At 61.3% G+C, this 14,594-nt stretch carries 14 protein-coding genes; 10 read left to right on the top strand and 4 right to left on the bottom strand.

All coding sequences use genetic code 11. The annotated features are described in order from the left end of the window. Window positions 1-77: 77 nt before the first annotated feature. Window positions 78-806 carry a response regulator transcription factor gene (locus tag FN060_RS18070; RefSeq protein ID WP_077545967.1) on the bottom strand — a complete coding sequence of 243 codons (729 nt, stop codon included), beginning with the start codon at window positions 804-806 and terminating at the stop codon, window positions 78-80. Beyond that, the gene (locus FN060_RS18065) at window positions 806-2,047 is read right to left on the bottom strand and encodes a GAF domain-containing sensor histidine kinase (protein ID WP_142589316.1); all 1,242 of its coding nucleotides are present in this window, start codon (window positions 2,045-2,047) and stop codon (window positions 806-808) included. Before FN060_RS18065 ends, FN060_RS18070 begins: the two co-directional genes overlap by 1 nt. Window positions 2,048-2,306: 259 nt before the next feature. On the opposite strand from FN060_RS18065, the gene FN060_RS18060 reads away from it, so the two are divergent. From FN060_RS18060 to FN060_RS18040, 5 genes are all read left to right on the top strand, one after another. Continuing rightward, the gene (locus FN060_RS18060) at window positions 2,307-3,323 is read left to right on the top strand and encodes an ABC transporter substrate-binding protein (protein ID WP_142589314.1); all 1,017 of its coding nucleotides are present in this window, start codon (window positions 2,307-2,309) and stop codon (window positions 3,321-3,323) included. Window positions 3,324-3,413: 90 nt separating this feature from the next. Next, window positions 3,414-4,877 (top strand): ATP-binding cassette domain-containing protein, encoded by a 1,464-nt coding sequence (locus tag FN060_RS18055; protein ID WP_142589312.1) that lies wholly within the window; start codon window positions 3,414-3,416, stop codon window positions 4,875-4,877. After that, window positions 4,874-5,815, top strand: a complete 942-nt coding sequence (locus FN060_RS18050; protein ID WP_142589310.1) for an ABC transporter permease — start codon at window positions 4,874-4,876, stop codon at window positions 5,813-5,815. The genes FN060_RS18055 and FN060_RS18050 overlap by 4 nt, the downstream gene beginning before the upstream one ends. Window positions 5,816-5,817: 2 nt before the next feature. Further along, the gene (locus FN060_RS18045; protein ID WP_183949812.1) at window positions 5,818-6,759 is read left to right on the top strand and encodes an ABC transporter permease; all 942 of its coding nucleotides are present in this window, start codon (window positions 5,818-5,820) and stop codon (window positions 6,757-6,759) included. A 29-nt stretch (window positions 6,760-6,788) separates the two neighbouring features. After that, on the top strand, window positions 6,789-7,694 hold the full coding sequence (locus FN060_RS18040; protein WP_142589306.1) for an SMP-30/gluconolactonase/LRE family protein: 906 nt from the start codon (window positions 6,789-6,791) through the stop codon (window positions 7,692-7,694). A gap of 32 nt (window positions 7,695-7,726) precedes the next feature. Here the strand turns inward: FN060_RS18040 and FN060_RS18035 are convergent, their stop codons facing one another. Then, entirely contained in the window at window positions 7,727-8,428 is a 702-nt protein-coding gene (locus tag FN060_RS18035; RefSeq protein WP_142589304.1) for a GntR family transcriptional regulator, read from the bottom strand. Window positions 8,429-8,510: 82 nt separating this feature from the next. Between FN060_RS18035 and FN060_RS18030 the strand changes: the two genes are divergently transcribed. Genes FN060_RS18030 through uxuA form a run of 4 tightly spaced genes read left to right on the top strand, consistent with a single transcriptional unit; the run spans window position 8,511 to window position 12,571 of the window. Next, window positions 8,511-9,485, top strand: coding sequence for a C4-dicarboxylate TRAP transporter substrate-binding protein (locus FN060_RS18030; protein ID WP_142589302.1), 975 nt, complete (start codon window positions 8,511-8,513; stop codon window positions 9,483-9,485). Window positions 9,486-9,545: 60 nt separating this feature from the next. Next, window positions 9,546-10,061 carry a TRAP transporter small permease gene (locus FN060_RS18025; protein WP_142589300.1) on the top strand — a complete coding sequence of 172 codons (516 nt, stop codon included), beginning with the start codon at window positions 9,546-9,548 and terminating at the stop codon, window positions 10,059-10,061. Window position 10,062: 1 nt separating this feature from the next. Further along, window positions 10,063-11,343 (top strand): TRAP transporter large permease, encoded by a 1,281-nt coding sequence (locus FN060_RS18020; RefSeq protein ID WP_142589298.1) that lies wholly within the window; start codon window positions 10,063-10,065, stop codon window positions 11,341-11,343. 25 nt (window positions 11,344-11,368) lie between these two features. After that, entirely contained in the window at window positions 11,369-12,571 is a 1,203-nt protein-coding gene (uxuA, locus tag FN060_RS18015; RefSeq protein WP_142589297.1) for a mannonate dehydratase, read from the top strand. A 69-nt stretch (window positions 12,572-12,640) separates the two neighbouring features. Here the strand turns inward: uxuA and FN060_RS18010 are convergent, their stop codons facing one another. After that, window positions 12,641-13,630, bottom strand: coding sequence for a LysR family transcriptional regulator (locus tag FN060_RS18010; protein ID WP_142589294.1), 990 nt, complete (start codon window positions 13,628-13,630; stop codon window positions 12,641-12,643). A 150-nt stretch (window positions 13,631-13,780) separates the two neighbouring features. On the opposite strand from FN060_RS18010, the gene FN060_RS18005 reads away from it, so the two are divergent. After that, window positions 13,781-14,578, top strand: a complete 798-nt coding sequence (locus FN060_RS18005) for an alpha/beta hydrolase fold domain-containing protein (protein ID WP_425312192.1) — start codon at window positions 13,781-13,783, stop codon at window positions 14,576-14,578. The last annotated feature ends 16 nt before the right edge of the window (window positions 14,579-14,594 follow it).

Raw genomic sequence — 14,594 nt, 5'->3', positions numbered from 1 at the left:
AGCGTGAAAAGCATGCATTTCCCGGTTGAATTCTGATCAGGCAGTGACGGCGCGTCGCAGCCCCTGCCTGCGGCCTCTCAATTTTGCTTGACCCCCAGCCACTCATTCAGCTCGGCTTCGGCGCGTTCCAGCGCGCTGTAGTTGATCAGCTTGCGCAGCAAGGCGACGGCGACGGCCCGGCCGCGAAGGTTATAGCGACCCTCTTCCACGTCTTCGCCGACGCGTTGATAGACATTGAGCTTCTCGTAGAGCTGTTGCAGCCGATTCTGCACGCTTCTGAGGGACAGATTGTGACGGCGGGCAATCATGCGGTCCGTCAAGCCGAGTGCTATGTCGATCAGGATCTCGTATTCGACATCGGTAAAGCCGTTGACGTGGCCAAGGCTCTTCTGCTGCATGCCGCGGACTTCCCGGTCGATGACGCATTGCGCCTCCATGAAGATGCTGCGGAGCGCGAGCTTGAGCCGGTCATCGGAGGCCGACTTCAAGACATAGCCGTAGGCCGCACCTTCGGGCACGATGCGCGACACGCCTCGTACATAGGCTTCATCGGCATAGTTGGACCAGAAGAGTATGCGCGTATCCGGTCGCTCCTTCCAAATGGTCCGGGCAGCCTCGATGCCATTGCGCTCCGACATCTGCAGGTCCATGACGATGTGCGCCGAGCGGTGCTGCCGTGCCAGACCTTCCCCGACCCTGCCGTTTTCGGCTTCCAGCACCAGATCACATTCGGGCAAGGCAGCGCGAACCGCGTCGTGCAGATACGAACGGTGAAGCGGATCGTCTTCGACGATGAGAACTTCCATCATGTCCTTCCTGTCGGTTGCTGCCTCGGGTGTCCCAGTGGAAGCCAGAGCTTCACCTGTGTACCGGGGCCATCCGGCCTGCAGCCGATCTCGAAACGGGCGCCGATAAGGCGGGCCCTGGTGCGCATGTTGTCGATGCCGTGACCGACCTGTTCCTGCGGATGTCCGATGCCGACGCCGTCGTCGTTCACGATCACCCAAAGGCCGCTACCAACCTTCTGCAGGTTCACAACGATCTCCGAGGGCTGGCCGTGGCGCACCGCGTTGTTGATCGCCTCCTGCACGATGCGGAACAGCGCCGTCGCGACGGTTTCGTCGAGGGTCGCGAGGCTTGTGCAGCTGTCGTCGACAACCTGGCAGCGGATTTGCCCTCCCGTCTCCCGCACCGAGCGCTCGAGATGATTTTCTATGGCCTCGGTCACTCCGAAGAGTTGCAGCACCGACGGCTTGGCCTCTTCGATGATCTGGCGCAGGTCGTGCATACAGTGCTGCAGGCTTCGAAAAACCGGTTCCAGCGTCTCACCCGGCACGTCTGGCAGATGCGTTAGACGCTCCAGGCGTCTTGCGAGCCTTGTCAGGTCGGCAAGGGTCTGATCGTGAAGATCCATGCCGATCCTCTGGCGTTCGGCTTCGAGTGCTTCGGTGAGCTTAAGGGCTCCTAGACGAAGGCCCTCCTCCCGTGCACGCGCTTCCGTCTCGACGACAGCGGATCGCTTCGCCTGATCCGCTGCACGTAGGGCGAAGAAGTAGGGCGCCAGAAGATCCGCTATCGAACGGGCATTCTCCACATCTTCCAGGGTGTAGTGATCGAACCGGTGGCTGGAGCAACTGAGAGCTCCAATAATGTCTCCCTGGACCCGCAAGGGAACATGCAGCCGGCTGTGCAATGAAAGGGCGATGATCGGGCTGGAGAAGGCGCCATCGAAATGAAAGCGCGGGTCGGTGCAGGCGTCGCCGGAGAGAAGATAGTCGACTTCGCCCGAGAGCAGGCTGCGGATCGGGCTTCCGCTCAGCAGGGCCGGGGGATGCTGGCTCCAGGCTGTCTCAAGGCCGCTCTCGTAGGCAATATGGTACTTTCCGTCGATCATCTTGATACAGACGTCGAGATGGTCATGCGGAATGATGTGACCGATCTCGACCGCGACCGCCTGGATGATCGAGTTGAAGTCGAGCTGTCCCGCCAGTAGCCGCGAGATACCAAGGTAATGGTCGAAGAGCGCGTTTCTCGTCGGGTTCAGCATTGGCGACGTCCTCCCCGTCGGCATCGGCGCGCGCAAGGCGCCAGGTTCATTAAGCGCCGTCCGGCGACGCTTGTCTTGCGGGATCCCGCATATTTAACGCGATCCTCCGCATCAAGCTTGCTCGGATACGCCTTTGCAACGCCGATCTTCTCCTTCATTCTTTCCAAACTGACGCCTGGGCGCCAGTAGAAACATCAGCCGACGGGGCCGTTGAGGAGCGGGCCTGATAAATGAGCCCGCGGGGCACAGGGAGGAAATCATGACGATCAGGAAGATGCTTCTGGCATCGATCGCGCTTGCGGTCGTAGCCGTACCGGTCTCCGCTTCGGCCGAGACCGCTGACAAGAAGATTGCGCTGTCCAACAACTACGCCGGCAATTCCTGGCGCCAGGCAATGTTGACGAGCTGGGACAAGATCACCAAGGAGGCCGTCAGCCAAGGCACTGTCGCCGCGGCGGACGCCTTCACCACTGCAGAAAACCAGGCAACGGAGCAGGCGGCGCAGATCCAGAACCTCATCCTTCAGGGGTATGACGCTATCGTTCTGAATGCCGCATCTCCGACGGCCCTCAATGGCGCCGTCAAGGAAGCCTGTGATGCAGGGATCATCGTCGTCTCGTTCGATGGCATCGTCACCGAGCCGTGTGCATGGCGCATTGCGGTGGACTTCAAGGCGATGGGCGAGAGCCAGATCGAGTACCTCGCCGAAAAAATGCCCGACGGCGGAAACCTGCTGGAGATCCGCGGTCTCGCCGGGGTCTCGGTTGATGACGAGATTCACGCAGGCATCCAGGCGGGCGTCGAGAAGAACCCGCAGTTCAAGATTGCGGGCTCCGTCAATGGCGACTGGGCGCAGGACGTGGCCCAGCGTGCAGTCGCCGGCATCCTGCCGAGCCTGCCGGAGATTGCCGCAGTCGTGACCCAGGGTGGTGACGGCTACGGCGCCGCACAGGCCTTTGCCGCGGCCAACCGCCCGATGCCGACCATCATCATGGGCAACCGCGAGGACGAGCTGCGCTGGTGGAAGGAACAGAAGGACGCGAACGGCTACGAGACGATGTCCGTTTCGATCGCGCCGGGCGTATCCACGCTGGCGTTCTGGGTCGCGCAGCAGATCCTCGATGGCAAGGACGTGAAGAAGGATCTCGTCGTGCCATTCCTGCGGATCGACCAGGATAATCTCGAGAAGAACCTCGAGAACACCGAGAAGGGCGGCGTCGCAAACGTCGAGTACTCGCTGGAAGATGCGCAGAAGGTAATCAGCGCAGAGATGTAGGAGCGGAGCTCCTCCTCCCGGACCGGATGCGGCTGATCATCAGCCGCATCCGGTACTTGTGTCGCGAACGGCTGGCAAGACAGCATCTCCATGGATAACGCAGTGCTCAATCAAGAGGTCGTAGCGGCTCGCGGAGTCAAGGTGGCCTTCGGTGCGGTGAAGGCGCTGGACGGCGCCGACCTGGTCATCCGAAGCGGAGAGTGCGTCGGGTTGGTGGGGCATAACGGCGCTGGCAAGTCCACGATCGTCAACGTGATCAATGGAGCGCTTTCGCCCCAGGAGGGGACCCTGGCCTATGGCGGAGACACAGGATCTGCGGGCATTGCCGGTGCACGGGCGAATGGCGTGCGGTGCGTATTCCAGGAGCTGTCGTTGTGCCCCAACCTGACGATCGCTGAGAATGCGCGGATCATGCACGGTGACCTGGGAGGCGGTCGCTGGCGAAGACGCGGCATCGATCTCGTCAGCAAGCAATTGTCCGATATCTTCCCCGACCACCGCATTGACTGTGCCAGCGTTGTCGAGGACCTCAGCATCGCCGAGAGGCAGATGGTGGAGATCGCGATCAATTTCGCTGCCGTCTCTGCAGCGCCGAAGCTCGTTATCCTGGATGAGCCGACGTCGTCGCTAGATGCTGCTCTTGCGGGGCAGCTCATGGCCTACGTGCGGAGGTTCGTCGGCTCCGGGGGCTCCGTGCTGCTGATCTCACACATCCTGGGCGAAATTCTCTCAACCTCCGACCGGATCGTCGTGATGAAGGACGGCAAAGTGGTCGCCGACAGGGCTGCCCGGGAGTTCGATACGCGGCGTCTCGTTGAAACCATGGGGAGCGTCGTGCGGGAGCGCGCCGAAAGACGCGTCTTCGGTCGCGAACGGCGAACACCGATCCTGTCCGTTCCTGCGGCGTCTGCCTCCGACATCCGCCTCGAGGCGTTCGAGGGCGAGATCATCGGTCTGGCTGGCCTGGGCGGGCACGGACAGACGGAGGCACTCCTCGATCTCTATCTGTCGGCAAACAGCAACTGGCTGCCAGTGCGCGAGCCGAAGATGGCTTTCGTGGCAGGAGACCGTGGCCTGAACGGCACGTTCCCGCTCTGGAGCATATTGAAGAACCTCAGCATTTCCTCCCTCAAGACGCTCTCGTGGCGCTATCTGATCGACGCCGAACAGGAGGGTCGGGTCAGCGAAGGCTGGAAAAAGCGGATCGAGATACGTACCCCAACCATGCACAATCCAATCCTGTCTCTATCAGGCGGGAACCAGCAGAAGGTCCTCTTTGCCCGCGCCCTTGCCACCTCCGCCAAGGTGGTTCTCATGGACGATCCGATGCGCGGCGTCGACATCGGAACGAAGCAGGAGGTCTACGACATTCTGCGCGCGGAGGCCGAGAGCGGCCGGACCTTTATCTGGTACTCCACCGAAATGGACGAGATCTGCCTCTGTGATCGCGTCTATGTTTTCCGTGACGGCGCGATTGCGGCCCATCTCACCGGTGACGACGTCAGCGAGGAGAACGTGCTGGCAGCCTCCTTCGCAGGAGGTGAAGCAGCATGAAGCTCTCTTCGGGTGCCGTAAGGACGATACTGCCGGCGGCCTCGCTGGCTGTGCTCCTTGCGGCGGTCTTCTACATGCAGCCGCGGGCCATGAGCTATACGGGCCTGAACCTCCTGTTCAACCTGGCAGTACCCATCGCGCTCGCGACCGTGGCTCAGATGCTCGTCATGGCGGTCAACGACCTTGACCTTTCCATGGGGGCATTCGTCAGCTTCTGTGCCTGCGTTGCCGCCACCTTCCTGCAAGCCTCGCCCGCCGTCGGGATACTGATCCTGGCCGGTGCCATTGCCGTCTACGCCGCGCTTGGCGTGATCATCCACCTGCGGCAGCTACCGTCCATCGTGGTGACGCTGGGGATGAGCTTCGTCTGGGCAGGTCTCGCCGTCCTCATGCTGCCATCGCCGGGCGGCGCAGCGCCGGACTGGGCCCGCGCGTTGATGACCTCGAAGCCGCCTTACGTTCCGATGGCGATCATTGCCAGTCTGGTGATTGCCGCCCTGACGCATATCCTCGTCATGCGCTCCACATTCGGCGTGTTGATCCGGGGCGTTGGCGGCAACATGCGCTCGGTGGAAAGGGCGGGGTGGTCGGTCATCGGCATCCGCGCGGGAGCCTATGCGCTTGCGGGCTTCTTCGCCGTGCTGGCGGGGATTGCGCTCGTGGGGCTCACCACGTCCGCCGACGCGAACATTGCGCTTCGCTATACGCTGCTGTCCATCGCCGGGGTGATCCTCGGCGGCGGCGAATTCGTTGGCGGGCGCGTATCCCCGGTAGGCGCGGTGATTGGGGCTCTGACGCTGACGCTTGCCGGATCCTTCCTGTCCTTCATGCGCATATCTCCGGACTGGCAGATCGGTGCCCAAGGAGCGATCCTCATCATCGTGCTTGCGATGCGGCTTGCATTGAACCGGATGGAAAAGCGGGAGAAGGGGCGGTGATCATGTTGAACAGCCTCTCCGGCAGGCCGTGGATCTGGTCTTTTGCTGCGACAGTCATCGTTTGGGTCGTTACGGTCCTGTTCACGGGCGGCTCAAGTTCGCTGGGGCTGACGCAGGCCGCGCTGACCTTTGCCGCGTTTTCGATCGTGGTCGGGATCGGCCAGATGTTCGTGATCACGCTCGGGCCTGGCAATATCGACCTTTCCGTTCCCGCGACCATGACCCTGTCCGGAACCGTCGCTCTCAAGGTCATGGACGTCCAGGACAGCATGATCCTGCTTGGCCTGATCCTGGCGGTAGCCATCGGCGTTACGATCGGCGTCGCCAATTTTGCCCTCATCAAGCTGCTGCGGATCCCGCCGATCATTGCCACGCTGTCGATGAGTTTCATCGTGCAGTCTTCTGCAATCTGGACCAATCGCGGTTTGCGCATCAAGCCTCCGGAGGCGCTGGCGGATTTCAGCACCTCGTACACGCTCGGTGTTCCAAACGTGGCGATCGTTGCAGCAGCGCTGTCGGTCATTGCCTGGGTTCTGCTGGAGAAGACGATTTACGGCCGCTGGATTTCGGCGATCGGGCAGAGCCCGTTCGCAGCGAGGATGGCCGGCATTCCCGTCGATGGGACGCGCTTCGTCACCTATGTCCTCTGCGCCGTTCTCGCCTCGCTGTGCGGATACCTGCTGGCCAGTTTTTCGGGAGGGGCCGCCCTCAACATGGGTGCTGAGTATCTATTGATGTCCATTGCCGTCGTGGTCATCGGTGGCACGGCAGTCGCTGGAGGCAATTCGAACGTGCCGGGGATCTGGGGAGCCTCTCTCTTCATGTTTCTGGTGGTGTCGATGCTCAACACATACGGCTTCGGGGCCGGCGTTCGCCTCATCCTCACAGGACTCATCATCATCGGCGTGATACTCGCCGCAGGCGGCAAGCCGGCGGCGCGGTAACTGCTTCATCAAACCAACGGACGATACGCATGGGAAAGCCAGGGTCGATCTACGAAATCCATGACGAGCGCTTCCGCCAGCTGATAGTTGGAAGCTCTGATCTGGATCAGCTTTACTCCGGTTGCAGGTGGGCGGAAGGACCCGTGTGGTTTGCGGACCTGCAGTGCCTTATCTTCAGCGATATTCCCAATCAGAGGATGCTGCGGTGGGTGGAGGGAGGCGTTTCCGTCTTCAGATCGCCCTCCAATTTCGTCAACGGCAACACCCGTGACCGGCAGGGCCGGCTGGTTTCCTGCGAGCATGGTGGGCGTCGGGTAAGCCGCACGGAGATTGACGGATCCTTGACCGTCCTTGCCGACCGGTACGGTGGTCGCCGGCTGAACTCGCCCAACGACGTTGTCGTGCGTTCGGATGATACGATCTGGTTCACCGATCCCACCTACGGCATTCTCTCCGATTATGAAGGCTTCCAGGCGGAGCCAGAGCAGGCCACCCGCAATGTCTACCGGCTGGACCCGAAGAGCGGCGAACTGGCTGCGGTCGTGACAGATTTTGGCCAGCCGAACGGGCTCGCATTTTCTCCGGACGAGAGGATACTCTACGTGGCCGATTCCGCCTCAAGCCACGACCCGAACGCACCTCGACATATCAGGGCTTTCGATGTCGACGATAAGGGGGAACTCTCTCGCGGTCGGATCTTTTGCGAGATCGACAAGGGTCTACCGGACGGGTTCCGGGTCGATGTCCTGGGCAATGTCTGGACCAGTGCGGGCGACGGAGTTCACTGCTTCTCTCCCGAAGGTGACTTGCTCGGGAAGATTCTCGTGCCGGAGACGGTGGCGAATGTCGCCTTCGGCGGGCCGCGCCGGAACCGCCTCTTCATCACCGCCACCAAAAGCCTATATGCCGTCTATCTCGCTGTGCGCGGCATCTAGGCCTGGGTCATCTTCTTAGCGGCAGACTAGCTTCAGTCGGCGAAGAACGTGGTCTTCCGCTCGGCGAGCATTGGCAGGGACTTCAGGATCTCTCGAAGATGAGCATGCATGGCTTCTTCGGCGGCGGCCGGGGACCCATCTGCTATCGCATCGACGATCGCGACATGCTGATCAATGATGACCTCAAGCGGCGTCGCCTCGGGTAGCGACAGATACCGGACCCGATCCATCTGGGCCTTCAGACTGTCGAGAACACGCCAGGCGTCTTCGCAATCAACGCTTGCCGCGATTGCCTGATGGAATTGCTCGTCAAGCCGCAGGAAGCCAGAATGATCTTCTCTTGTCGCAGCAATGCGTTGCTGCTCGATGAGATCACGCAGGTGTTCCGGAGCCAGCGGTTGTGAAGCGGCCTTCCGGACGATCGCAACTTCAATAGCCTCCCTAAGGAACTGCGCATTTTCGACCTCCCGCTTCGAGATCAGCCGGACGAAGGTTCCCCGCTGCGGGCGAATCTCGACCAGACCTGCTTCGCTCAGCTTGATGAAGGCCTCCCGAACCGGCTGCCGCGAGACGCCCAACTGCCCGGCGATCTCGGCTTCCGACAGGCTGTGCCCCGGCCTCAATCGCAGTTGTACGATCGCCGAGCGAAGCGCGTCATAGACGCGACCGCCCACGCTCGTCTGGCGTGCAGATGAAGGGTCGTTCGGCAGGGCTTTCAGCTTGAAATCGCTCATGTTGACTTTCTGTATACTACCATACTAGTCTTGCACAGAGGGGGCTGGAGGGCCACCCGCTTCATCTAAGGGAGGGAATATCGTGAAACTCATTTCCATCACCACGCTTCTGACGACGGCGGCCCTGGCTATCGCGTCACCCGCATTGTCTGCCGACTATACGCTCAGCATCAACACCGCACTTACCACGGATGACCCGCTCTACAAGGGCCTCGAGAGCTTCCGCGATTCCGTCTCGGAACGAACGAATGGGGCGATCGAGGTCAAGCTTTTCCCAAATTCGCAGCTCGGTCCCGATGAGGATGTTCTCGAGCAGGCTCGCGCCGGTGCCCCGGTCGCCGTTGTCGTCGACGGGGGGCGCCTAGCCGTCTTCCAGAAGGAGTTCGGCGTGCTTGGTGCGCCCTATCTCGCCTCAGGCTATGACGGGATGCGCAAGATCGTGACCTCGCCCCTGTTCGAGGAGTGGGTGACGAGCCTCAAGTCGGCTTCGGGCCATCAGGTTCTGTCCTTCAACTGGTGGCAGGGAGAGCGCCAGCTGTGGACCAATACTAAGGTCACGAAGCCAGCGGATTTGGCCGGAAATCGCATGCGAACGCCCGGCGCTCCGGTCTGGGTCGAAACGATCAAGGCCATGGGCGCTACACCCACTCCCATGCCGTTCGCCGAGGTCTATTCGGCCCTGCAGCAGAACGTGATCGATTCGGTCGAAGCGCAGTTGCCGGCCGGGCAGGGGGCGAAGCTGTTCGAGGTCACCAAGGAACTGACGAAGACCGGTCACATCAATCTCATCACGGGACTGGTCACGAGCGCCGCCTGGTTCGACGGCCTTCCCGCCGAACTGCAGACCGCCCTGCGGGAGGAGGCCCTGAAGGCCGGTGATGTTGCGTCCTATGGCACGCGCGATGCGCTTGCGAAGATCGAGGAAGATCTCAAGGCCGCAGGCGTCAACATCGCTGAAATCGACGTCACGCCGTTCCAGGAGGCAACGGCAGGCGTCTATGAAACCCTGGGCTACGCCGATCTGCGCGAGAAGCTCCAGAAGATCGCAGCCGAGTAAGGCTGCCCAACGGGGGCGCCTCGGGTGCCCCCACCCATCTTACAAATTTAGGTCGGTCCCATGCTCAAACGCCTGGCGCAATTGGAGTTTGCCATTGCGGCGCTCCTTCTCGGCATCATCGTCGTGCTTGTTTTCCTCGCCGCCATCATGCGCTTCTTCGGCTATCCGCTGATCTGGTCCGTGGACATGGCGCAGCTCCTGTTCATCTGGCTCTGCTTCTTCGGAGCGGCCCGCGCGATGCGCGAAAAGGGGCATCTAGGAATCGACCTCCTCATCCGTTGGCTGAAACCTCGCCAGAGGTTGTGGCTTGAATACGTCATGTCGCTGATCATCCTGGTATTTCTGGGCTTCCTTGCGATCGAAGGTTACCGGCTGACGGTTCTCAACAGCCAGCGCCTATTCGGTGACAGCGGCCTCTCCTACGCTTGGGTCACCTCGGCGGTGCCGGTGGGCTGCCTGATGATCGGCGTGGCCCTGCTCACCAACATGGTCAGGACGTGGCGCCGCCGCGACGACGGCAGGACCCTCGTCTATTCGCGCACCGAGACCGATTTCAGCACTCCGACGGAACTTTGACATGGGCCTGATCACGCTTCTCTTCTTCGCCTTCATGATCGTCGGCATGCCCGTGGCCTTCGCCATCGGCATCTCCGGTTTCGTATTCTTCCTCAATGATCCGGTCATGCCGATCTCGATCGCCGTCCAGAAGATCGCGACGATGAGCCAGAGCTTCCCGTTGCTGGCGGTTCCGTTCTTCGTCTTTGCGGGTCACCTGATGAACGAGAGCGGCATCACTGACCGTCTCTTCAAGTTCTCCTATGTCGCGGTCGGCTGGATGGCAGGCGGACTTGCGCAGGTCGCCATCGTTCTCTCGACCGTCATGGGCGGTGTGTCCGGTTCGGCGGTCGCCGACGCAGCAATGGAAGCGCGCATCCTCGGCCCGACGATGATCGCGAAGGGATATGGCAAGGGCTTCTCTGCCGCGGCAATCGCCGTGGGATCGCTAATCACCGCCACCATACCGCCGAGCATCGGTCTCATCCTCTACGGCTATGTAGGCAATGTCTCGATTGGACGCCTCTTCATCGCCGGCATCATACCGGGATTGCTGATGATGATCGGGTTGATGACGACGACCTATCTCGTCGCGAAGCGTCGTGGTTACGTCGTCGCCAACACGGAACGACCGACCTTGAAGGCCTTGGCATCGGCCGTCTGGGGCGCGAAGTGGGCGCTGTTCTTCCCCGTTGCCCTCGTCCTGACGATCCGGGGCGGCGTGTTCACGCCATCCGAGGTTGGCGCCTTCGCCGTGGTCTACGCGTTTCTTGTCGGGTTCCTTGCGCACAAGGAGCTCGACTTCGAGAAGACGAAGCGCGCTTTCGCGCATGCCATCTCCGATATCGGCCTGATCATGATCATCATCCTGATGTCAGGCATGGTGGGCTTCGCGATCATCTATCTCCAGGTTCCGCAAGGCATCTCCTCATGGATGCTGGCCGGCATCGAAAGCCCGGCGATGATCGTCCTCGTCATCCTCGTGTTCCTGCTGATCGCCGGTTGCTTCATCGAGAGCACCGTTCTGGTGCTGCTCCTGACGCCGATCTTCGTGCCGATCATCACGCAGGTGGGCATCGACCCGGTACATTTCGGCATCCTGATGATGAGCATTGTCACGCTGGGCGGAATGACGCCGCCCGTAGGCGTGGCCATGTATGCGGTCTGCTCGCTCATGAACGTGAAGATCGAGGAATACACGGTCGAGGCGTTGCCGTTCGTCGCGACGATCATCGCACTGATCGTGGCCCTGCTCTTCATGCCGGGCCTTGTCCTCTGGCTGCCGAACCTCGCGTTCGGCTGATCATACAGGCTTTAGGGGAAAGACCATGAGACAGACATGGAGATGGTTCGGGCCAGTTGACAAGGTCACCATCAGGGATGCCCGTCAGGCAGGAGTAGAGGGTATCGTGTCCGCGCTCCATCATGTGCCGTACGGAGAGGTGTGGACAGACGCAGAGATAGCTAGGCGCCAGCGGGAGGTCGCGTACGACAGCTTTGGCGATCCGACCCTGCTCGCCTGGGAGGTCATCGAGAGCCTGCCGATCTCGGAAGAGATCAAGACCCAGACAGGGCCATGGCGGGAACACATTGCGAACTACATCCAGTCCCTGGAGAACCTTGCGAAGGCGGGGCTTCAGGTGATCTGCTACAACTTCATGCCCGTGCTGGACTGGACCCGCACCGATCTCGCATGGCGCGTGCCACACGGTGGAACCACCATGCGCTTCGAACTGGTGGATTTCATCGCCTACGATCTCTTCATCCTGCGTCGCGGAGGTGCGGCAGAGGAATACCCCGATGAACTGCGTGCTGAAGCACAAAGTCGTTTTGCCAACATGCCGGCAGAGCGACGTCTCCAGCTTTCGCGCAATGTCAATGCAGGACTGCCAGGCGCAGCCGGACAGCCCTCGCTGGACGACCTCAAGGTACAGCTTGCCCGCTACGGGGCCATCGACGAGGAGCGCCTGCGCGGCCATCTGATAGACTTCCTGACGGAGGTGGTGCCGCATGCAGAGCGACTCGGCCTGCGCCTCTGCTGCCATCCGGATGACCCACCGTTCCCGCTGCTGGGGTTGCCGCGGATAATGTCGACCGAAGCGCACTACGTGGCCGTGCTTGGGGCCGTCGAAAGCCCTGCAAGCGGGATCACCTTCTGTACTGGCTCATTGGGTGCCAGGGAGGATAACGATCTTCCGGGCATGGTGGAGCGCCTTGGCTCGCGTATCCACTTTGCCCATCTTCGCAACGTGAAGCGGGAAACGCGGGGCATCCCCTGCTCCTTCCACGAGGACGAGCATCTTTCAGGCGACACGAACATGGTGGCAATCGTGGCCGCTCTGCTGCGGGAGGAAGAACGGCGTCGCGCGGTGGGGCGCAGCGACAGTATCATTCCCTATCGGCCAGATCACGGACAGGACATCCTGAACGATCTGGAGCGTGGTGCGCAGCCCGGCTATCCGGCAATTGGCCGCCTCAAGGGCCTGGCCGAATTGCGGGGCGTCGCGGCGGCACTGGCTGACCGGGTGTAAATCCGACACTCCTGGACAGCCCGCAGCCATTGGCGAGTCTGGGACTCCAATGACGTTGCGCCGAACTAGTTATTCGGCTGCGACTGCGACCGGAGTGGCGGCCGACTCGACCTTCTGCTTCTTAGCGGCGGACATCGCGCGAGCCGGTGGGGCGTCGCTGGCGCTGGTCTCCTTCAGGAGCCTGACCAGCCAATCGACGAAGACGCGGACGCGGTTACCGAGGTGCCGGGTGCGAGGATAGACGATGTAGAGCGGCATCGGATCTCGCTGCCATTCCGTCATGACTTCCACCAGGTCGCCCCGCTCCACGGCTTCCCGAACCATGAATTGCGGCGCCTGTACCACGCCCATGCCGGACAGAGCGGCGGCAACGTAGCTGCGGCTGTCGTTGACCGAGACGGCATAGCGTGGCGTGATCTCCAAGGTTTCTTCCCCCCGCCGGAACTCCATCGGCAACACCTTTCCGGCCTGTGCGTTGAGATAGCCGACGGAGAAGAAGCGCGCTTCGAGATCCCTTGGATGTTCCGGCATGCCGAACATCTCGATGAAGCCGGGAGATGCATAGGTCTTGAGGCTCATCTCGCCGACCTTGCGGGCGATCAGCGACTGGTCGGTCGGCGTGCCTGCCCTCAATGCGCAGTCGACATTTTCGGCGATGTAGTCCACGAGCCGGTCGCCAACCCCTATGTCGAGCGAGATCTGCGGATACCTGCAGTAGAAGTCGCACAGCGATGGAATGACGATCAGGTCGGCAAAGGCCCCGGCCATCTCCACCCGCAGTCGGCCGGATGGCTGTGCCTGGGAGGAGGAAATGCTGCCGTCCAGTTCATCGAGGTCGGCCAAAAACTGGGCCGCGCGCTCATAGTAGAGGGCCCCTTCGGTCGTGACGGCGACCTGACGAGTGGTGCGGTTCAGGAGCTTTGCCTTGAGGTGTCCCTCCAGGTTCTGCACCATGTTGGTCACGGTTGTCTTGGACATGTCGAGCGAGCGGGCGGCGCGGGTGAAGTTCCCGGTTTCGACGACACGAACGAAGGCACGCATAGCAGAAAGTTGATCCATGGCACGATCTCGTTGCGAGGCAACATTGTCCCGATATAGTGGATAGTGAATTACGAACGGGAAACTTGTGCGGTTTCCACTGAACAATAATATCAGGTGGCATCAGGGAAACAAGAAGCTGCCTTGAGTAAAGAGCAGGCAGAGGTTTCGATGGAGATGCGATGGGAACAGGTCGAGTTGGGTTTGCCGGTCGCAACAACAATGCCGGTACGTTTCTATGAGCCGCCGGTAAAGGAAAAGGCTCCCCCGCTCGTCCTCTACCTGCGCGGCGGTGCTTTCCAGCAGGAAGGAACTGCCGAACGTGATACGCCCATCGCGCGGGCGCTTGCCAATGGCGGGGCGATTGTCGTCGAGGCGGACTACGGGAGCATCTCTCAGAACATGTTTCCGGGCGCCGTTGAATGCGGTCTTGCAGCCCTGCGCTGCCTTGCCGCGAGGCGACGCAAACTGGGCAGTGCCCGGTCTCTGATCCTCATTGCAGGCGAAGAGGCTGGTGGAAATGTGGCGGCTGGCATCGCTCTCAAGGCCCGGGACCAGATGCCGGGAGTCCTTGCAGGGCAGGTGCTCCTGTCGCCGCTGATCGACCCGACGATGAGTTCGGTGTCGATCCGCAAGGCGGACGCGATCGGCATGCGGGAACGCTGGTCCGATGGCTGGATGCATTATCTCCGCGGATTTTGCGGGTTCACGCATCCCTATGCAGCGCCTTGTATGTGTTCGCGCTTGGCCGCCGTTGCGCCTGCACTGGTGGTGACGGCGGAGGACGATCCGCTGAGGGATGAGACGCTCGGATACGCCGACCGTCTGTCCGAAGCAGGTGTGAAAGTACGCCGGCATGTCTTTCCTGCGGGAAGCGGCTGGTCGGGAATTTATAACGAGGAAGACGGGGCGTGGCTGTCGGAAATAAGCGCCCACTTTCGTCTTTTCGTTCAGGAGTTGCGTCGGTAACGGCTTGATTTGAGAA

Origin of the sequence: Pseudorhizobium halotolerans (assembly GCF_902153235.2) — a bacterium.
In the GTDB taxonomy this organism is placed as follows: Bacteria; Pseudomonadota; Alphaproteobacteria; order Rhizobiales; family Rhizobiaceae; genus Neorhizobium; species Neorhizobium flavum.
This window is presented reverse-complemented; position numbering and strand designations above follow the sequence as displayed.